This window comes from Bacillus mycoides (genome assembly GCF_001757995.1).
Lineage (GTDB): Bacteria > Bacillota > Bacilli > Bacillales > Bacillaceae_G > Bacillus_A > Bacillus_A mycoides_B.
In genome coordinates this window covers 191,865-212,272 of sequence record NZ_LXLV01000073.1, presented here as the reverse complement: position 1 = coordinate 212,272, position 20,408 = coordinate 191,865, and the positions used below count along the sequence as shown (strand labels likewise).

Below are 20,408 nucleotides of genomic sequence, written 5' to 3'. Positions count from 1 at the left end.
TACGATATACTGTGTAAAAGTAAAAAAAGAGTTTGTGGATACAAAAAAGAGAAAATATATTTATCCACAAGGAAATGTAGGGACTGTGAAAAAGTGTGTGAATAGGTTAAAAACGAATATTTGATGAAAATTTCGAGAACCATTGACATTTTCCTATTTGATTTACTATAATTTATTAGACTGTCTTTAACAGATATTCCTCAGGGAGGTGTCATATAATGAAAAGAACTTACCAACCAAATAAACGTAAGCGCAGCAAAGTACATGGTTTCCGCAGCCGTATGAGCACAGCAAACGGACGTAAAGTGCTAGCAGCTCGTCGTCGTAAAGGAAGAAAAGTATTATCTGCGTAGACCACTGATCGTTCAGTGGTCTTTTTTTCTAATAATAATGAGTTTCCGCTGATGAAATACAGGAGTGTCAATTGATATGAAGAAAAAAAACCGTATAAAAAAGAATGATGAATTCCAGGCCGTTTTCCAAAAAGGACAATCGAATGCCAATCGCCAGTTTGTTGTATACAAATTAGATAAAGAAAAACAGCCGCATTTTCGCATTGGTCTTTCTGTTAGTAAGAAAATAGGAAATGCAGTAGTTCGTAATCGAATTAAGCGTATGATTCGCCAATCGATTATAGAATTAAAAGATGAGATAGATTCTGGAAAAGATTTTGTTATAATAGCAAGGAAGCCTTGTGCAGAGATGACATATGAAGAGTTAAAGAAAAGCTTAATTCATGTCTTTAAACGCTCTGGTATGAAAAGAATAAAAAAGTAGCGTAAGGAAATGAATTACACTATATACATACCGAAACAAGGAGGAGCAGGCTTTGAAAAAGAAAATAGGTTTATTAGCCATGGTTATTATGCTAATGGCAATTGCTACCGGCTGTAGTGAAACAAATCAGCCGATTACACCGAAAAGCACTGGGATTTGGAATGAATATTTCGTATACCCGCTTTCTCAGTTAATCACGTATTTTGCAGAATTATTTGGTAGTAATTACGGTTTAGCAATCGTTGTTACAACTCTTATTATTCGTTTTGCATTATTACCATTAATGATTAAACAAACGAAGAGTACGAAAGCAATGCAGGCGTTACAACCAGAAATGGTGAAATTAAAAGAGAAATATAGTTCTAAAGATCAAGCAACACAGCAAAAACTACAACAAGAAATGATGCAGTTATATCAAAAGAATGGTGTAAACCCATTAGCAGGATGTTTACCAATATTTGTTCAGATGCCTATTTTATTCGCGTTTTATCATGCGATTATGAGAACAACAGCAATTAGTGAACATACATTTTTATGGTTCGATTTAGGACAGGCGGATCCGTTCTATATCCTTCCAATTGTTGCAGCTATTACGACGTTTATTCAGCAAAAGCTTGCAATGGCAGGAACAGCTGGACAAAATCCGCAAATGGCAATGATGATTTGGCTTATGCCAATTATGATTTTAGTCTTTGCAATTAACTTCCCAGCAGCACTATCATTGTACTGGGTAGTTGGTAATATCTTTGGTATCGCTCAAATGTATATGATCAAAGGGCCTGAGATTAAGGCTAGTAAGGCAGGAGGATCAAGCAAGTGAGTATAATTACTGCTAAAGGACAAACAGTCGAGCTGGCAGTACAAGATGCTTTAAGACAATTAAATGCTTCGAAAGATCGAGTAGATATAAAAATTATCGATGAGGGTAAGAGGGGATTCCTAGGTTTATTTGGGAATCGCCCCGCTGTAGTAGAAGTTGTATTGAAAAAAGATCCAATCCAAGAATGTGAAGAATATTTAAAAAATGTTATTCAAAATATGGGTGTGGAAGTTGAGATTAGAAAAATTGTAAAAGGACGCGAAGTTGAATTTACAATTTATGGTGATAACATTGGCGTTTTAATTGGTAAAAGAGGTAATACATTGAACTCTTTACAGTATTTAACAAAACTTGTTGCGAATCGTAATACAAAGCAATATATTGGTATTACACTGGATGCTGAAAACTATCGTAGTAAAAGAAAAAATACGTTAGAATCGCTTTCCTATCGATTAGCAAAACAAGTAGTGAGTACGAAAAAAAGAGTTGTTCTAGAACCAATGCCTTCTTTTGAACGAAAAATTATTCACCAAGCATTATCTAATCATCAAAATATCATTACAACTTCTGAAGGGAAAGAACCACATCGGTATGTTGTAATATCTTCCAAGTGACCGGTTACTCAATTGAGTGCCGGTTTTTTTGAGGCGAAAATAAATGTGGATAACTAAAAAAACACTAAACTTATCCACTGTGAATAAGTTTAGTGTTTTTTACATAAGGACATAATAAAATGAGTTATTATTCTTTTGTAGATAGGTTCGTTATGGTATCCTAATAATTTAGTGACGGAAAAAATTCATGTTGAAATAGAGATAAATAAGCAAGTGAGGTGAAAGGACATGGAATTTGATACAATTGCCGCAATTTCCACAGCACTTGGGGAAGGTGCAATTGCCATTGTTCGAGTAAGTGGGGATGATGCGATTGAGAAAGTCGATCGTATTTTTAAAGGGAAGGATTTAACACAGGTTTCTTCTCATACGATTCATTATGGTCATATTGTTGATTTAGATACAAATCAAGTTATTGAAGAAGTTATGGTGTCCATTATGCGTGCACCAAGGACTTTTACGCGTGAAAATATAGTAGAAATTAACTGTCATGGTGGACTTGTTTCGGTAAATAAAGTATTACAGCTTATTTTAGCACAAGGAGTACGACTGGCAGAGCCTGGTGAATTTACAAAACGTGCTTTTTTAAATGGACGTATTGATTTGTCACAAGCAGAAGCTGTTATGGACTTAATCCGTGCGAAAACGGATCGTGCTATGAATGTAGCGATTAACCAAATGGAAGGACGATTATCTAAATTAATCGGCTATTTGCGTCAAGAAGTATTAGAAACATTAGCTCATATTGAGGTGAATATAGATTACCCAGAATATGATGATGTAGAAGAGATGACGCATAATATTTTAATTGAAAAAGCTACACATGTCCGTGCTGAAATTAAAAAGATATTAGAAACATCGAAGCAAGGAAAGATTTTACGTGAAGGTATTTCTACCGCGATTATCGGTAGACCTAACGTTGGGAAATCATCGCTATTAAATAGTCTTGTTCAGGAGAAAAAGGCAATTGTAACTGATATTGCAGGAACAACTCGTGATGTTATTGAAGAGTACGTTAATGTGCGTGGTGTACCACTTAAACTTATAGATACAGCCGGAATTCGTGAAACGGAAGATGTTGTTGAACGAATTGGTGTAGAGCGTTCAAAAGAAATGATGAGCCAAGCAGACTTAGTGTTAGTTGTAGTTAATTATAGTGAGGCTTTAACAAATGAAGATGAGGATCTATTCCGCGCTGTACAAGGAAAAGATTTCATTGTCATTGTAAATAAGACAGATTTACCGCAAGAAATTGATATGGAACGTGTTACAGATTTAGCGGTAGGCAATCGTGTTATTACAACATCTCTAATTGAGGAGAAAGGAATAGATGAGCTTGAAAAGGCAATAGCTGATTTATTCTTTGAAGGAACAATTGATTCTGCGGATATGACATACGTGTCTAATGCGAGACATATCGGATTATTAACACAAGCAGGAAAAACAATTAGTGATGCAATTGAAGCGATAGAAAATGGTGTTCCGATTGATATGGTTCAAATTGATTTAACAAGAACGTGGGAAATACTTGGTGAAATTACTGGTGATACTGTCCATGAAAGCTTAATTGACCAATTGTTCTCTCAATTTTGTTTAGGAAAATAAAGTGAAACTTTAATCAGAGATGCTTTAGCGAGATAGAGGTTATTAGGAGGAATAAACAATGGGATACAATGCCGGTTCATACGATGTCATAGTAATCGGTGCAGGTCATGCAGGATGTGAAGCTGGTCTTGCGGCAGCACGAATGGGCTCAAAAACATTAATGTTAACAATTAACTTAGATATGGTAGCGTTCATGCCATGTAACCCTTCTGTTGGTGGACCAGCAAAAGGGATTGTTGTTCGTGAAATTGATGCATTAGGCGGAGAAATGGGACGCAATATTGATAAAACACATATTCAAATGCGTATGTTAAATACGGGTAAAGGACCGGCTGTACGCGCGCTTCGTGCACAAGCTGATAAATTCTCTTACCAGCATGAGTTAAAGAAAACAATTGAGGAGACACCAAACTTAACGTTGTTTCAAGGTCTGGTAGAGCGTTTAATTGTTGAAGATGGTGTATGTAAAGGGGTAATTACACAAGCTGGTGCTGAATACACAGCGAAAACAGTTGTAATTACAACGGGAACATTTTTACGTGGTGAGATTATTATGGGAGATTTAAAATATTCAAGTGGTCCAAATAATCAGCAACCATCTATTACGTTATCTGAACACTTAGAGGAACTTGGTTTTGATCTTGTTAGATTTAAAACAGGTACACCTCCGCGTGTAAACAGCAATACAATTGATTATAGTAAAACAGAAATTCAACCAGGTGATGATAAGCCACGTGCTTTCTCTTTTGAAACGACAAAATTTATTATGGATCAAATTCCATGTTGGTTAACATATACAAGTACAGAAACACATCGTTTAATAGATGAAAACTTACATCGCTCAGCTATGTATTCTGGTATGATTAAAGGAACAGGGCCTAGATATTGCCCTTCAATTGAAGACAAGGTAGTAAGATTTAATGATAAACCACGTCATCAAATTTTCTTAGAGCCAGAAGGACGTAATACGCAAGAAGTATATGTACAAGGTTTATCGACGAGCTTACCAGAAGATGTACAGCGTGCAATGCTTAGAACAATTCCTGGCCTGGAAAATGTTGAAATGATGCGTACGGGTTATGCAATTGAATATGATGCAATTGTACCAACGCAACTATGGCCAACACTTGAAACGAAAAAAATTAAAAATTTATATACAGCAGGACAAATTAATGGAACTTCTGGTTACGAAGAAGCGGCAGGACAAGGACTTATGGCTGGAATTAATGCAGCGTGTCGTTCTTTAGGTAAAAAAGAAGTTATTTTAGGGCGCGCTGATGCATATATTGGGGTCTTAATTGATGATCTTGTAACAAAAGGCACAAATGAACCATACCGTTTATTAACGTCTCGTGCAGAATATCGTTTATTATTACGCCATGATAATGCAGATCTTCGTCTAACTGAGGTTGGGCGTGAAATTGGTTTAATTAAAGAAGATCGTTATGAGAGATTTACAAATAAAAAACTACAAATTGATCAGGAAAAGGAACGGTTAGAGAGTATTTTTATTAAACCGCACCCTGAAGTTCAAGAATTAATTCGTAGTATTGGTGGAAGCGAATTGAAAGATGGAATACGTGCAAGTGACTTATTACGTCGTCCAGAGATGACATATGAGCATATCCATCTTTTAGTACCAAGTGAATTAGAATTAAATGATGAAATTACAGAACAAGTTGAAATTCAGATTAAGTACGAAGGATATATTGAAAAGTCTTTACAGCAAGTAGACCGTATGAAGAAAATGGAAAACAAAAAAATCCCTGTGGATATTGATTATGATGCGATTTCTAGCCTTGCCTCAGAAGCGAGACAGAAATTGAAAGATGTTCGTCCACTTTCGATGGGGCAAGCTTCACGTATTTCTGGCGTAAATCCAGCTGATGTTTCCATTTTACTTATTTACATTGAACAAGGAAAAATTGCACGAGTATCGAACCAATAAATAGTAAGGAGATATTGCTAGATGAACATAGAACAATTTCAATCTATGCTAGAAGAGAAGGGTATTTCCCTCTCTTCTAGACAGTTAGAGCAGTTCAAAATCTACTTTGAAACGTTAGTAGAGTGGAATGAAAAAATGAACTTAACGGCTATTACGGAGAAAGAAGAAGTATACTTAAAACACTTTTTTGATTCTGTTACAGCAGCTTTTTATTATGATTTTTCGAAACCATTTTCTATTTGTGATGTTGGAGCAGGAGCTGGATTCCCAAGTATCCCTTTAAAAATCTGTTTCCCGCACTTAAAAGTAACAATTGTTGATTCATTACAAAAACGTATTAATTTCTTAAACCACTTAGCGCAAAAGTTAGAATTAAGTGACGTTGCATTTTGTCATGATCGTGCTGAAACATTTGGTAAAAAAGAAGGTGTACGTGAAGCATACGATATTGTAATGGCACGTGCAGTTGCACGTCTTTCTGTATTAAGTGAGCTATGTTTACCACTTGTAAAAGTAGGAGGAACATTCATTGCAATGAAAGGTGCAGCAGCGAACGAAGAAATCGAGAATGGCAAGTATGCTTTAGAGGTACTTGGCGGAGAATTAAAAGAAATGTTTACGTTCCAATTACCGTTTGAAGAAAGTGAGCGTAATATTTTATTAATCGAGAAAAAGCGCAAGACACCAAAGAAATATCCACGCAAACCGGGAACGCCCAATAAATTACCTATTGAAAAATAAATCTTATTAGACGTAAGATTAAATTATATAAATGAAAACGTAAATGTTTCATAGGAAACATTTTATGTAGAACAGTCAATAGGCCTAAAAGGTGGTGGAATATGTATGAAAAATACGTTTTCTCGTTTATTTGGCTTTGGAGATAAAGAGAGCGAATTCGAATTACAAGACGAAAGCCATGAAGAAATAGATAAAAAGGTATATGAAGAAATACAGGAAATTCCGATAGTAAACATTACCCCTAACCGTTATCAACCACGAACAGTTTTTGACGATGCACGTATTGATGAGCTAGCGTTAACGATCCGTACACATGGGCTTATCCAGCCGATTGTTGTGAGACAGTATGAGGATGATAAGTACGAGATTATTGCCGGGGAAAGGCGTTTCCGCGCAGCAACAAAGTTAGGGTGGGAAAAAGTTCCTGCAATAATAAAGAATTTAAATGATACTGAGACAGCTTCTGTAGCTTTAATTGAAAATTTGCAGCGTGAGGAATTAACAGCAATCGAGGAAGCTGTGGCATATCAAAAGCTGATTGAGTTACATAATTTAACACAAGAAGCATTGGCACAACGACTTGGAAAAGGACAATCGACAGTCGCAAATAAATTGCGATTATTAAAGTTGCCTGAAGAAGTCAAAGGTGCATTATTAGAAAAAAGTATTACAGAACGGCATGCCCGCGCCATTATTCCTTTGAAAAATGAGGAATTACAACTGAAGGTTTTACAAGAGATTGTGGAGAAGCAATTGAATGTAAAGCAAACAGAAGAACGAATTGCAAAGTTACTAGAAGAAGTAAAACCAAAGCGCAAAGCGAAGCAAAAAGCAGTAAGTCGAGATGCGAGAATTGCTATGAACACAATTAGACAATCATTACAAATGGTTGCTAACAGTGGTTTGAATGTTAATTCTGCAGAAGAAGAGTTTGATGAATACTATCAAATTACGATTAAAATTCCGAAGAAAAAATAATTACGTGCTAGAGACCTTATCCTATTGGAGAGGTCTCTTTTACTATATTTTCTTGTTAAAGCAAGAAGGAGTTTAGAAATAAATTTTGAAGTTTAATAAGGACGTAAAAGAAAAACTTTTATTTCATGTTACAATAAACATAATTATTTCTAGAATAAGAAAGAAAGGTTGAAAGTAGGTGACATCATGGGAAAAATCATTGCTATTGCTAATCAAAAAGGCGGTGTTGGAAAAACAACAACATCCGTTAATTTAGGGGCTGGATTGGCACAAGTAGGAAAAAAAGTCCTTCTCGTAGATATTGATGCTCAAGGAAATGCAACGACTGGTGTAGGAATTGAAAAGTCTGAATTAGATCAATGTATTTATAATGTTCTTGTAGAAGATGCAGATGTTCAAGGCGCTATACGGAAAACCGCAACTGAAAACTTAGATGTTCTACCCGCTACAATTCAATTGGCTGGTGCTGAAATTGAATTGGTACCAACCATTTCCCGGGAAGTACGCTTGCAAAGAGCATTACAGCCAATTCGTGATGAATATGAGTATATTATTATTGACTGTCCCCCATCCTTAGGGTTATTAACGATTAATGCATTAACAGCAGCAGATTCTGTTATTATTCCTGTACAGTGTGAATATTACGCGCTGGAAGGGTTAAGTCAGCTATTAAATACAGTTCGACTTGTGCAAAAGCATTTAAATAAAAATTTAGCAATTCAAGGTGTATTGTTAACGATGTTGGATGCTCGTACAAATTTAGGAATTCAAGTTATAGATGAAGTGAAAAAATACTTTAGGGATAAAGTATATCGTTCGATTATTCCTCGTAATGTTCGCTTAAGTGAGGCACCAAGTCATGGAAAACCAATTATGCAGTATGACGCTAAATCAAGAGGAGCAGAAGTATATTTAGATTTAGCAGAGGAAGTGATTGCAGGTGGCTAAGGGATTAGGAAGAGGAATCAATGTGTTTTTTCCAGATTTAGATGTGAAAGAAGAAGAAACGATTCAGGAGATTATCGTAACTGAATTAAGGCCGAATCCATATCAACCACGTAAACATTTCAATAAAGAAGCGATTCAGGAATTAGCGGCTTCTATTAAAGAGCACGGTATATTGCAACCGTTAATTGCTCGAAAGAGTATTAAAGGATATGAAATAGTTGCAGGTGAAAGAAGATATCGTGCTGCTAAAGAGGCCGGACTTGAGAAAGTGCCTGCTGTTGTAAGGCAATTAAATGAGCAGCAAATGATGGAATTTGCTTTGCTTGAAAACTTACAACGAGAAGATTTAAATCCTATGGAAGAGGCAATGGCATATCAGATGTTAATGAACGAGCTAAATGTAACACAAGAACAATTAGCAAAACGTCTGGGTAAAAGCAGACCTTATATCGCAAATTATACTCGTTTGTTAAGCCTCCCTTCATTCGTTCAAGATATGATTGCAAACGGTGAGCTTTCAATGGCTCATGGAAGAACTTTACTTACAATAAAAGATGAAGAACAGTTGAAATCTTTATTGAAGCGAATTGAAAAAGAAGGACTGAATGTTCGCCAATTGGAACAAATTGTCCAGGAAATTAATCAACGTGTTTCACGTGAAACACAACAAGTGAAAAAAGAAAGAAATATATTTTTTGTAGAGCGTGAAACGTTTTTAAGAGAAAAGTTTGGTACGGATGTAAAGATCAAAGAAACGAAAAAAGAAAAAGGTAAAATCGAAATCGAATTTTTTAATAAAGAAGATTTAAATCGAATTTTAGAATTATTATCAAAGGAAAATTAAAAAGCAAACCATCTTATTGTTTATAGATGGTTTGCTTTTTTTAATGCAGATAATTTTTGGTCTGTTTCTTTTATACTTTGTGCAATTACATCAGCCATCTTCATGACTAAACTTAGTCTCGTATTTTGAAGTACGAAAAACTCCATGAAACCATTTAAATTTACGATGCCATGTATGTGTAAATCACCAATTTCAGGTAATTTCTTGTTCATCGCAGCTCCAGGTTTACTAGGGCCCTTTCCGGTAGTTATAGAACCGATACTTTGAGATTTCCCTAAACATGCATCAACAGCAATAATAAATGAAGTAGGATTTTCTTTCTGTATATTCTGAATTTTTTCTTCTAAATTTAGTGCATGTATTGGTTCATCTAGTGTGCCGAATACTTGAAGATTTTTGATTTCAATTTGTTCTAGTTTAGTACCGACTAACGGACCAAGTGCATCACCAGTGGAACGGTCTGTTCCGATACAAACGAGAATGAGTGGCATATTAGTCTTAATGGGAATATGAGAAAGTAAGAAATTACTGATTGTCTCAGAGGCTTCTAAGTCATGATGCATAACATTTTGAGTTTCTTTTTCAAAAAAAGGTAAGCGAAAACTTCTAATATTCATGAAGCACCCATCCTTTTAATAAATTTTCACAATATGTTATATGGTGTGTGAAATGGAAAATTATAAGTGCATACTTTTTACAAACTGTGAATGAAAACGGAAATAATAGTACTAGTATATATATATTCGTCTCATTTTATACCTGAATAGAAGTTAACAAATGGAATTAAAGTCATAAATTTTTTTCAGAAATCAGAGAGAGTTCTGATACAATAAGAAGGATAACTAAAAAGAAATTTTAGCTGGAGAGGTAGAGGGACATGGATTTAGCGTTGAAATGGTTTGAGTCCATTGATTGGACGAATATAGGTGTGAAATCACTAAAAATAATCGTTATTTTAATACTTGGTGCAATCGTTGTGCGAGTTGCAAGGGCAATTGTACGAAATGCGTTTCGTATGGGAAGTCGTTCGCCGATTCAAATTTCAGAACGTCGTACAGTTACGGTAGCGAAGTTGCTTGAAAATATTGTGGCATACGTTGTTATGTTCATTATGTTAATTGCGATTTTAGGTGTGTTTGATATTAATGCGTCAGGTCTATTAGCCGGTGCTGGGGTAATTGGTTTAGCAGTCGGTTTTGGTGCGCAAAGTTTGGTTAAAGATGTTATTACAGGATTATTTATTTTGTTAGAGGATCAATTTTCAGTAGGTGATTATGTAAGAATAGGTCAATTTGAAGGAACCGTTTTGGAAATAGGACTACGTACAACGAAGATGAAAAGCTGGACAGGTGAAATTCATATAATACCAAATGGTAGTATTGTACAAGTAACGAACTTTTCCGTTAGTAATAGTGTAGCATTTGTTGATGTATCTATTTCTTATGAAAGTGATATAGTACGAGCGGAGCAAGTTATTGAAGATTTATTAGTGGAATTACCAGAAAAATATGAGAAAATGGTAACAACACCTCAATTGCTAGGTGTTCAAACATTGGCAGCGTCTGAAGTTGTATTACGTGTTATTGCTGAAGTTGAGCCGATGCAGCATGCAGTTATTGCGAGGGCTCTTCGCAAAGAGATTAAAAATCGTCTTGATTTACATGGGATTGAAATTCCATACCCACGTATGGTTTTATATAGTCGCGAAGAATTAGTTAGTGAAAAAGCAATTTAATAGTGGGAGGGATTTAGAGAATGGAGCAAAAGCAATATAACTTGTACGATGTTGTGGAAATGAAGAAAGCCCATCCATGTGGTGAAAATCGCTGGAAGATTATTCGTATGGGAATGGATATCCGCGTTAAGTGCGAGGGGTGTGACCATTCGGTAATGATTCCTCGAAGAGAGTTTGATCGTAAGGTAAAAAAAATACTTGTGAAGCATGAAGAATAGTGAAAAAGCAACAGCTGCAGTAGACAGCCGTTGCTTTTTTTCATTTAGTGGAAACTTGTCATTTTTTTCGTTACTATCTATAATGATGAAAGATTGAGACATAGGAGTGAAAAATATGGGATTAACGGCTGGGATTGTTGGATTACCTAACGTAGGGAAGTCCACTTTATTTAATGCAATTACACAAGCAGGAGCAGAATCTGCGAACTATCCATTCTGTACAATCGATCCAAACGTAGGGATTGTAGAAGTACCAGATGAGCGCTTAAATAAATTAACGGAATTAGTAGAACCGAAAAAAACTGTTCCGACTGTATTCGAATTTACTGATATCGCAGGTATCGTAAAAGGTGCGAGTAAAGGTGAGGGGTTAGGAAATAAATTCTTATCTCACATTCGTCAAGTAGATGCAATTTGCCAAGTTGTTCGTTGTTTTGAAGATGAAAATATTACGCACGTTTCAGGAAAAGTAGATCCAATCGATGACATTGAAACAATCAACTTAGAGCTAATCTTAGCGGATTTGGAATCTGTTGATAAACGTATCGAACGAGTTGCGAAGTTAGCAAGACAAAAAGATAAAGAAGCTGTATATGAGCATGAAATTTTAGTTCGTTTAAAAGAAGCTTTTGAAGAGGGAAAACCAGCTCGTACTGTTGAATTTACAGAAGAGCAAATGAAGATTGTTAAAGGCCTTCATTTACTTACAACGAAAGAAATGCTATACGTAGCAAACGTAAGTGAAGATGATATTATGGATCCTTCTGAAAATAAATATGTACAAATGGTAAAAGAATTTGCTGCAAATGAAAATTCTCAAGTTATCGTTGTATGTGCAAAAATCGAATCAGAAATCGCTGAGTTAGACGAAGAAGAGAAAAAAGTATTCCTTGAAGAACTAGGTATTGAAGAATCTGGTTTAGATCAATTAATTCGTGCTGCATATGACTTATTAGGACTTGCTACTTACTTCACAGCTGGTGTGCAAGAAGTGCGTGCATGGACGTTTAAACAAGGTATGAAAGCACCACAATGTGCTGGCGTAATTCATACAGACTTTGAGCGTGGATTTATTCGCGCAGAAACAGTTTCTTATGATGATTTAATGACAAACGGTTCTATGACAGCTGCAAAAGAAGCTGGAAAAGTACGTTTAGAAGGAAAAGAGTATATCGTAAAAGACGGAGATGTTATGCACTTCCGCTTTAACGTTTAATTTAATATTTCCTAGGAAAAATAAAGATATGAACTTGGCAAATATATTATATGTTTGCCAAGTTTTTTACGTATTGGTGAGTTGATTCATATAACTTACTATGATATAATCTAAACTCGTGAGTAATTACTATAAATTAATTGCTCCTTGCCCATTATGGGCCGTTTAGACCAAAAGGAGGTGAAAGTGTAATGAGAAAGTACGAAATTATGTACATCATTCGTCCTGGCGTTGAAGAAGAAGCTCAAAAAGCTTTAGTTGAACGTTTTGCAGGTGTTTTAACAAACAATGGTGCAGAAATCATTAACACGAAAGAGTGGGGTAAGCGTCGTTTAGCTTACGAAATCAACGACTTACGTGAAGGTTTCTACATGATCTTAAACGTGAACTCTAACTCAGAGGCGATTAACGAATTCGACCGTTTAGCTAAGATCAACGAAGATATCCTTCGTCATATCGTTGTTAAAGAAGAAGAAAAATAATTGATATATAAGGGAGAGTGGTTCGATTGATGAATCGTGTTATCCTCGTTGGTCGTTTAACTAAGGACCCTGACTTACGTTACACGCCCAATGGTGTTGCAGTAGCTACTTTTACGTTAGCTGTGAATCGCGCATTTGCGAATCAACAAGGTGAGCGTGAAGCTGACTTTATTAATTGTGTAATATGGCGTAAACAAGCAGAAAACGTGGCAAATTATTTGAAAAAAGGTAGCTTAGCAGGCGTAGACGGACGTCTTCAAACTCGTAATTACGATGGACAAGATGGTAAACGTGTATATGTAACAGAAGTTCTTGCGGAGAGCGTACAATTTTTAGAGCCGCGTAATGGCGGTGGGGAGCAACGTGGTTCATTCAATCAGCAACCATCAGGAGCTGGTTTCGGTAACCAAAGCTCTAACCCATTTGGTCAATCTAGTAATCCAGGTAACTCAGGTAACACTGGTAACTCTGGATTTACGAAGAATGACGATCCATTTTCGAATGTTGGTCAACCGATTGACATTTCGGACGACGATTTACCATTTTAATGGTATGAATCGGCTATTTTTAACAAAGAATGGAGGGAATAGACATGGCAGGACGCAAAGGTGGACGTGCGAAACGTCGTAAGGTGTGTTTCTTCACATCTAACGGCATCACTCGCATTGACTATAAAGATGTTGATTTATTAAAACGTTTCGTTTCTGAGCGTGGTAAAATTTTACCTCGTCGTGTAACAGGAACAAGCGCAAAATACCAACGCAAACTTACAGTTGCAATTAAACGTGCTCGTCAAATGGCACTTTTACCATATGTTGGTGAATAATAGCGTATGAAATGCACAGTAGAGTCGGACTCTACTGTGCATTTTGCTATGCTTTTCTTTTTGAAAGAGAGGTTAGATGATGAAAAGTACGAAATTTATTACTGAGGGTGCAGCGTTATTGGCGATATATGCAATTTTATTGCTGATATCTATGTATGTTCCGATTTTAGGTACAGTTGCAATATTTGCGTTGCCGTTACCATTTATATTATTAACAGTAAGATATAAACTATCTAATGTATTCATGATTTTTGTAGCGGCGCTTTTTGTTACAGTTATCGTGAGTCAACCAATTAGTCTCATAAAGACAGTGATGTTTGGATTAGTAGGTGTTGTATTAGGATCTATGTATAAAAAAGGGAAAAAACCAGTGGAGATATTAATAGCTGGAACACTTGCATATTTAATTGGTATGATGCTCATTTATGTGGGGAGTATAAAGTTTTTTAACATAGATTTAATGAAGCAAATGCAAAATATGTTTAAAGAAAGTATGGTACAAAGTGAAAAAATAGCAAATGCTGCTGGTATGCCAGTTAGTAAGGAACAAAAAGAGTTGTTTGCACAAATGAATGATATACTACAAACGTTATTTCCAAGTATACTTGTGCTAGTTTCTGTATGTTTTTCTTGGATCACAGTGCTAATATCAGGTAGTGTTTTGAGAAAATTAAAGTACGACGTGACACCTTGGCCTAAATTTAAAGATATACAATTGCCAAAGAGTATTGTCTGGTATTACGTCATATTTATTTTGCTATCAACTTTCATAAAAGTTGAACCAACATCATATTTACATATGGTATTTTCTAATCTATATGTAATCTTTGCGTTGCTGCTTGTATTGCAAGGATTAACGTTTATCACCTTTTTAGCACACAAAAAAGGTTTTACGAAAGGCGTTCCTATTATTAGTTTTATCGTATGTATGTTTATTCCAATGCTGTTTCCTCTTGTGACAATCTTAGGTATAATTGATTTAGGGATTTCATTGCGTTCTAAAATGCAATGAAAAACAAAGGGATAAAACAGCATTTTTATGCTGTTTTAAGGTGTTTAATCTGTTTAACTAACTAGAAATTGAGTTGGTTTTACGTTATAGGAGTTGTATACATGCCTGAATTTTATAAGAAACAGTGGTTTTTATATCCTGTTTACGTATTGGCATTTTTTGTGTTGGTGCTAATCTCGATTCTTTGTTATTTTCACTTAATTATGGGGATAGCCGCCTTTTTTATTTTTAGCATCGTTTTCTTTTTAGTTATACGATTTGAACTTAACTTTCAAAGGAATTTTGAAAAGTATACGACAGATATGATTACTAGGGTAAAAAAAGTGAGTAACGAAGCATTCAACCAGATGCCAATCGGTATATTGTTATACAATAAGGAGTATGGGATTGATTGGGCAAATCCTTACTTGTCTTCATGTTTGGGGCAACATGCATTAGCTGGGTGGCATCTGTACGATGTATCAGAAACATTACTCCTTTTTATTAAAGGAGAGACTTCTGACGATATAGTATCTTTAAATAGTCGAAAGTTCCGTGTGTTTGTAAGGAAAGAAGAAAAACTAATTTATTTTTTTGATGTAACTGAGCAAACAGAGATTGAAAAAATGTATGAGGATCAGCGCACCGTTTTAGCTGTTATTTATTTAGATAATTACGATGAAGTTACACAAGGGTTAGATGATCAATTACGCACGAATATAACAAGTCTTGTGACGTCACGTCTAAATGAATGGGCCGTTAAGTATGGTGCATATTTGAAACGTGCATCTTCAGAAAGATTCTTCGTTGTACTAAATGAAAGTATTTTAGCGCAAATGGAGAAAGGGAAATTTAGTATTTTGGATCAAGTGCGTGAAGAAACATCAAAAAGGAATATACCACTTACGTTAAGTGTTGGTGTTGGCTCGGGTGATTTACCTTTATCGGAGCTTGGAGCGATGGCTCAATCTGGTTTAGACCTTGCGTTAGGACGAGGAGGAGACCAAGTAGCTATTAAACAAGCAACGGGTAAAGTTAAGTTTTACGGTGGCAAGACGAATCCGGTCGAAAAGCGTACTCGTGTACGTGCTAGAGTTATTTCACATGCATTAAAGGATTTAGTATTAGAAAGCAGTAATGTCATTATAATGGGGCATAGAGCCCCTGATATGGATGCGATTGGTGCAGCGATTGGTATTTTAAAGGTAGCTCAATTAAATGAGCGCAAAGGATATATTGTATTAGATGAAAATGATTCTGATAAAGGAATCAAACGTTTGATGGATAAAGTGAAACAAAATGAAGAGTTATGGTCACATTTTATTTCACCAGGGCAAGCGATGGAATTTGCAAATGATGATTCATTACTTGTTGTTGTTGACACGCATAAACCTTCAATGGTGATGGAGGAAAAACTGTTACATAAGATTGAAAATGTAGTGGTTATTGACCATCATCGCCGCGGGGAAGATTTCATTGAAGATCCGTTGCTTGTTTATATGGAGCCATACGCTTCTTCAACGGCAGAGCTTGTTACAGAATTACTTGAGTATCAACCGAAAAATTTAAAGATGACAATGTTAGAAGCAACGGCATTGTTAGCTGGTATTATTGTTGATACGAAAAGTTTTACATTCCGTACAGGCGCTCGCACATTTGATGCCGCTTCTTATTTACGCTCGCATGGCGCAGACACTGTACTTGTACAAGAACTTTTAAAAGAAGATATGGGTCAGTATTTACGAGTTGCAAAAGCCATTAAAAATGCGTACATTTATAAAAATGGAATTGCGATTGCTAAAGTTGATGGTGATGAATATTATGACCAAGTACTTATTGCACAATCAGCAGACACATTATTGACAATGACAGGTATCATTGCATCGTTTGTTATTGCAAAACGTGGAGAAAATTTCATTGGAATTAGTGGTAGATCTTTAGGTGAATTGAATGTACAGCTAATTATGGAGAATTTAGGAGGTGGCGGGCACTTAACAAATGCAGCCACACAAATGAAAAATGTTACAGTAGATGAAGCGGAGGAGAAGCTTCGATTTGTTATTGATGACTATTTACAGGGAGGCACACAATCATGAAAGTAATTTTTCTAAAAGACGTAAAAGGTAAAGGTAAAAAAGGAGAAATAAAAAACGTACCAGACGGTTATGCAAATAATTTCTTACTAAAACAAGGGTTAGCTGCCGAAGCGACAAACAGCAGTATGAAAATTTTAGATGCTCAAAAGCGCAAAGAAGAAAAAGACGCAGCGGCAGAAGTTGAGAATGCAAAAGAGCTGAAAGAAACATTAGAGAAATTAACTGTAGAAGTAAAGGCGAAATCTGGAGAAGGTGGCCGCTTATTTGGTTCTATCACGAGTAAACAAATTGTAGATGTAATGCAAAAGTCACACAAGATTAAACTTGATAAACGTAAATTTGAAATGGATGATGCAATCCGTGCATTAGGTTATACAAACGTCACTGTGAAATTGCATCCGCAAGTAACAGCAACAGTAAAAGTTCATGTTAGTGAACAATAAAAATAAATTAAGCAAGGAGGATTGCGCATGAGTGATGTAATGGCTGATCGTACCCCTCCGCATAATATAGAAGCTGAGCAGGCAGTCTTAGGTGCCATATTAATTGATCAGGATGCGTTAACGTCAGCATCGGAACTATTGGTACCTGACTCATTTTATCGAACGAAACATCAAAAGATTTTTGAAGTCATGCTTGGGTTGTCTGATAAGGGAGAACCAATTGACTTAGTAATAATGACATCAGCGATGGCCGATCAAGGATTACTAGAAGAAGTTGGTGGGGTTTCTTATCTAGCAGAATTAGCAGAAGTTGTTCCAACAGCTGCTAACGTAGAATATTATGCACGCATCATCGCTGAAAAGGCGCTTTTACGTCGTTTAATTCGAACGGCGACTCATATTGTATCGGATGGATACGAGAGAGAAGATGATGTGGACGGCCTTTTAAATGAGGCTGAGAAAAAAATATTAGAAGTATCTCATCAAACAAATGCAAAAGCATTTCAAAACATTAAAGATGTTCTTGTAGATGCTTATGATAAAATTGAACTTTTGCATAATCAAAAAGGTGAAGTTACGGGAATACCAACTGGATTTACTGAATTAGATAAGATGACCGCAGGTTTCCAGCGAAATGATTTAATCATCGTGGCGGCGCGTCCATCGGTAGGGAAAACTGCATTTTCATTAAATATCGCACAAAACGTAGCGACAAAAACGGATGAAAATGTAGCGATTTTTAGTTTGGAGATGGGCTCTGATCAGCTTGTTATGCGTATGCTTTGTGCAGAAGGAAATATTGATGCGCAAAGACTTCGTACCGGTTCATTAACTTCTGATGATTGGGCGAAATTAACAATGGCGATGGGTAGCCTTTCTAATGCTGGTATATATATTGATGATACACCAGGGATTAAAGTAAATGAGATTCGAGCAAAATGTCGTAGATTAAAGCAAGAACAAGGTCTTGGGATGGTTTTAATTGACTATTTACAGCTTATTCAAGGAAGTGGGAAATCAGGAGAAAACCGTCAGCAGGAAGTATCTGAGATTTCTCGTACATTAAAAGGGATTGCACGTGAATTGCAAGTACCTGTTATCGCCTTGTCGCAGTTATCTCGTGGTGTAGAATCTCGTCAAGATAAACGTCCGATGATGTCTGACATTCGTGAATCAGGAAGTATCGAGCAGGATGCTGACATTGTAGCCTTCCTATATCGTGAAGATTACTATGATCGTGAAACAGAAAATAAAAATACAATTGAAATTATCATTGCAAAACAACGTAATGGTCCGGTAGGTTCAGTAGAGCTTGCGTTTGTTAAGGAATTTAATAAATTCGTCAACTTAGAACGCCGCTTTGAGGATGGACATGCACCGCACGCATAAAGGCAGTATAAAAAAGAAACGCATTTCTTATAATAAGATGTGTTTCTTTTTTTTTATATGAAAGATAGGGCTTTCATAAGGTGAATATGTAATTCTTACGAACGAAAACGTTTTTCGATAAAAAAATGTTCGCTTTTTGGTTGACTTCTTTTTCTGTTTTGGTACAATTATATTGTTTGAATAGATCGTTTGAAAATCGCGGAGGTGCTTTAATAATGTCTTCAGTAGTAGTTGTAGGAACACAATGGGGCGACGAAGGAAAAGGTAAAATCACTGATTTTCTTTCTGAGCATGCGGAAGTAGTTGCAAGATATCAAGGTGGAAATAACGCGGGACATACAATTGTTTTCGGCGGAGTTAAATATAAATTACACTTAATTCCATCTGGTATTTTCTATAAAGAGAAAATTTGTGTAATCGGAAACGGCTTAGTAGTAGATCCGAAAGCATTACTTGAAGAGTTAAAATACTTACACGATCGTGGTGTAAGTACTGATAATTTACGTGTAAGTAACCGTGCGCACGTTATTTTACCTTATCACTTAAAACAAGATGAGTTAGAAGAAGCGAGTAAAGGTGATAACAAGATCGGTACAACGAAAAAAGGTATCGGTCCTGCATATATGGATAAAGCTGCTCGTATTGGTATCCGTATGGCTGATCTTTTAGACCGTGAAGCATTTAAAGAGAAGCTTGAGCGCAATTTAGTGGAAAAAAATCGTTTGTTTGAAAAAATGTACGATACAGAAGGTTTCAGCGTAGAAGAAATCTTTGAAGAGTACTTCGAATACGGACAACAAATCGCACATTACGTATGCGATACATCTGTCGTATTAAATGATGCACTAGATAACAATCATCGTGTATTATTTGAAGGTGCACAAGGTGTTATGCTTGATATCGACCACGGTACGTATCCATTCGTTACATCTTCTAACCCAATTGCTGGTGGTGTAACAGTTGGAACTGGAGTTGGTCCTGCGAAAGTTACTCGCGTTGTAGGTGTATGTAAAGCATATACAAGCCGTGTAGGTGATGGTCCATTCCCTACGGAACTTAATGATGAAATCGGTCATCAAATTCGTGAAGTTGGTCGTGAATACGGAACAACAACTGGTCGTCCGCGCCGCGTGGGTTGGTTCGATAGCGTTGTTGTAAGACATGCACGTCGTGTTAGTGGTTTAACAGACTTATCATTAAACTCTATCGATGTATTAACAGGTATCCCAACTCTTAAAATTTGTGTTGCTTACAAATACAATGGCGAAGTTATCGATGAAGTTCCAGCTAACTTAAACATTTTAGCGAAATGTGAGCCTGTATATGAAGAGCTTCCAGGTTGGACAGAAGATGTTACTGCTGTGAAATCATTGGATGAACTTCCTGAAAATGCAAGAAAATACGTAGAGCGTGTTTCTGAATTAACAGGAATCCAATTATCTATGTTCTCAGTTGGACCAGATCGTAATCAAACAAATATCGTTCGTAATGTATACGAAGCTTAATTGATATAAGAAATTGATTTTTTTAAGAAAAAACTCATGTTCTCATGAGTTTTTTCTTATCTTTTATAAAAAATAAAAAAAGGTATTGCAAAAACAAAAGATAACATGTTATGATATGTCTTGTCGTCACGAAAATATGACGTTGGTGAGTATGAGCCATTAGCTCAGTTGGTAGAGCATCTGACTTTTAATCAGAGGGTCGAAGGTTCGAATCCTTCATGGCTCACCATTT

General features: G+C 36.0%; 22 protein-coding genes and 1 tRNA gene. 22 read left to right on the top strand and 1 reads right to left on the bottom strand.

All coding sequences use genetic code 11. The annotated features are described in order from the left end of the window. The first annotated feature begins 218 nt into the window (after positions 1-218). From rpmH to spo0J, 10 genes are all read left to right on the top strand, one after another. Positions 219-353 (top strand): 50S ribosomal protein L34, encoded by a 135-nt coding sequence (gene rpmH, locus BWGOE10_RS27405; protein ID WP_000831901.1) that lies wholly within the window; start codon positions 219-221, stop codon positions 351-353. 76 nt (positions 354-429) lie between these two features. Then, positions 430-777, top strand: a complete 348-nt coding sequence (gene rnpA / locus BWGOE10_RS27400) for a ribonuclease P protein component (RefSeq protein ID WP_002089963.1) — start codon at positions 430-432, stop codon at positions 775-777. Between the two features lie 52 nt (positions 778-829). Next, the gene (gene spoIIIJ / locus BWGOE10_RS27395) at positions 830-1,597 is read left to right on the top strand and encodes a YidC family membrane integrase SpoIIIJ (protein ID WP_002089960.1); all 768 of its coding nucleotides are present in this window, start codon (positions 830-832) and stop codon (positions 1,595-1,597) included. Continuing rightward, positions 1,594-2,211, top strand: coding sequence for an RNA-binding cell elongation regulator Jag/EloR (jag, locus tag BWGOE10_RS27390; RefSeq protein WP_070145759.1), 618 nt, complete (start codon positions 1,594-1,596; stop codon positions 2,209-2,211). The genes spoIIIJ and jag overlap by 4 nt, the downstream gene beginning before the upstream one ends. A gap of 228 nt (positions 2,212-2,439) precedes the next feature. Then, positions 2,440-3,816, top strand: a complete 1,377-nt coding sequence (mnmE, locus tag BWGOE10_RS27385) for a tRNA uridine-5-carboxymethylaminomethyl(34) synthesis GTPase MnmE (RefSeq protein WP_070145757.1) — start codon at positions 2,440-2,442, stop codon at positions 3,814-3,816. Between the two features lie 58 nt (positions 3,817-3,874). Beyond that, complete coding sequence (gene mnmG / locus BWGOE10_RS27380; protein WP_070145755.1) at positions 3,875-5,764, top strand: tRNA uridine-5-carboxymethylaminomethyl(34) synthesis enzyme MnmG; 1,890 nt, start codon at positions 3,875-3,877, stop codon at positions 5,762-5,764. Between the two features lie 21 nt (positions 5,765-5,785). Beyond that, on the top strand, positions 5,786-6,505 hold the full coding sequence (gene rsmG, locus BWGOE10_RS27375; protein WP_070145753.1) for a 16S rRNA (guanine(527)-N(7))-methyltransferase RsmG: 720 nt from the start codon (positions 5,786-5,788) through the stop codon (positions 6,503-6,505). A 105-nt stretch (positions 6,506-6,610) separates the two neighbouring features. After that, the gene (noc, locus tag BWGOE10_RS27370) at positions 6,611-7,483 is read left to right on the top strand and encodes a nucleoid occlusion protein (protein WP_070145751.1); all 873 of its coding nucleotides are present in this window, start codon (positions 6,611-6,613) and stop codon (positions 7,481-7,483) included. 186 nt (positions 7,484-7,669) lie between these two features. Further along, the gene (soj, locus tag BWGOE10_RS27365) at positions 7,670-8,431 is read left to right on the top strand and encodes a sporulation initiation inhibitor protein Soj (RefSeq protein ID WP_002016469.1); all 762 of its coding nucleotides are present in this window, start codon (positions 7,670-7,672) and stop codon (positions 8,429-8,431) included. After that, positions 8,424-9,275 carry a stage 0 sporulation protein Spo0J gene (gene spo0J / locus BWGOE10_RS27360; RefSeq protein ID WP_171903152.1) on the top strand — a complete coding sequence of 284 codons (852 nt, stop codon included), beginning with the start codon at positions 8,424-8,426 and terminating at the stop codon, positions 9,273-9,275. The genes soj and spo0J overlap by 8 nt, the downstream gene beginning before the upstream one ends. A 20-nt stretch (positions 9,276-9,295) precedes the next feature. On the opposite strand, the gene yyaC is transcribed toward spo0J, so the two are convergent. Next, complete coding sequence (gene yyaC / locus BWGOE10_RS27355; protein WP_002089953.1) at positions 9,296-9,892, bottom strand: spore protease YyaC; 597 nt, start codon at positions 9,890-9,892, stop codon at positions 9,296-9,298. Positions 9,893-10,152: 260 nt separating this feature from the next. Between yyaC and BWGOE10_RS27350 the strand changes: the two genes are divergently transcribed. The 12 genes from BWGOE10_RS27350 to BWGOE10_RS27295 all read left to right on the top strand — a co-directional run bounded on the left by BWGOE10_RS27350 (position 10,153) and on the right by BWGOE10_RS27295 (position 20,405). Then, entirely contained in the window at positions 10,153-11,010 is an 858-nt protein-coding gene (locus BWGOE10_RS27350) for a mechanosensitive ion channel family protein (protein WP_002089952.1), read from the top strand. A gap of 20 nt (positions 11,011-11,030) precedes the next feature. Then, entirely contained in the window at positions 11,031-11,228 is a 198-nt protein-coding gene (locus BWGOE10_RS27345) for a DUF951 domain-containing protein (RefSeq protein ID WP_000436054.1), read from the top strand. A 115-nt stretch (positions 11,229-11,343) separates the two neighbouring features. Then, a complete protein-coding gene (ychF, locus tag BWGOE10_RS27340) occupies positions 11,344-12,444 on the top strand; it encodes a redox-regulated ATPase YchF (RefSeq protein ID WP_000524664.1) in 1,101 nt (366 codons plus the stop codon). 191 nt (positions 12,445-12,635) lie between these two features. After that, the gene (gene rpsF / locus BWGOE10_RS27335) at positions 12,636-12,926 is read left to right on the top strand and encodes a 30S ribosomal protein S6 (protein ID WP_001233782.1); all 291 of its coding nucleotides are present in this window, start codon (positions 12,636-12,638) and stop codon (positions 12,924-12,926) included. Between the two features lie 26 nt (positions 12,927-12,952). Then, complete coding sequence (gene ssb, locus BWGOE10_RS27330) at positions 12,953-13,474, top strand: single-stranded DNA-binding protein (RefSeq protein WP_002113227.1); 522 nt, start codon at positions 12,953-12,955, stop codon at positions 13,472-13,474. A 44-nt stretch (positions 13,475-13,518) separates the two neighbouring features. Further along, the gene (gene rpsR, locus BWGOE10_RS27325) at positions 13,519-13,752 is read left to right on the top strand and encodes a 30S ribosomal protein S18 (protein WP_000918874.1); all 234 of its coding nucleotides are present in this window, start codon (positions 13,519-13,521) and stop codon (positions 13,750-13,752) included. A gap of 79 nt (positions 13,753-13,831) precedes the next feature. After that, the gene (locus BWGOE10_RS27320; RefSeq protein ID WP_070145780.1) at positions 13,832-14,764 is read left to right on the top strand and encodes a YybS family protein; all 933 of its coding nucleotides are present in this window, start codon (positions 13,832-13,834) and stop codon (positions 14,762-14,764) included. A 101-nt stretch (positions 14,765-14,865) separates the two neighbouring features. After that, positions 14,866-16,839: a DHH family phosphoesterase gene (locus tag BWGOE10_RS27315; protein WP_002068737.1), complete on the top strand. Its 1,974-nt coding sequence runs from the start codon at positions 14,866-14,868 to the stop codon at positions 16,837-16,839. Further along, complete coding sequence (gene rplI / locus BWGOE10_RS27310; RefSeq protein ID WP_002123577.1) at positions 16,836-17,282, top strand: 50S ribosomal protein L9; 447 nt, start codon at positions 16,836-16,838, stop codon at positions 17,280-17,282. The genes BWGOE10_RS27315 and rplI overlap by 4 nt, the downstream gene beginning before the upstream one ends. 27 nt (positions 17,283-17,309) lie before the next feature. After that, the gene (dnaB, locus tag BWGOE10_RS27305; protein ID WP_002016457.1) at positions 17,310-18,671 is read left to right on the top strand and encodes a replicative DNA helicase; all 1,362 of its coding nucleotides are present in this window, start codon (positions 17,310-17,312) and stop codon (positions 18,669-18,671) included. Between the two features lie 215 nt (positions 18,672-18,886). Then, entirely contained in the window at positions 18,887-20,176 is a 1,290-nt protein-coding gene (locus BWGOE10_RS27300; RefSeq protein ID WP_070145747.1) for an adenylosuccinate synthase, read from the top strand. Between the two features lie 153 nt (positions 20,177-20,329). After that, positions 20,330-20,405 (top strand) — tRNA-Lys (locus tag BWGOE10_RS27295). Positions 20,406-20,408: the final 3 nt, after the last annotated feature.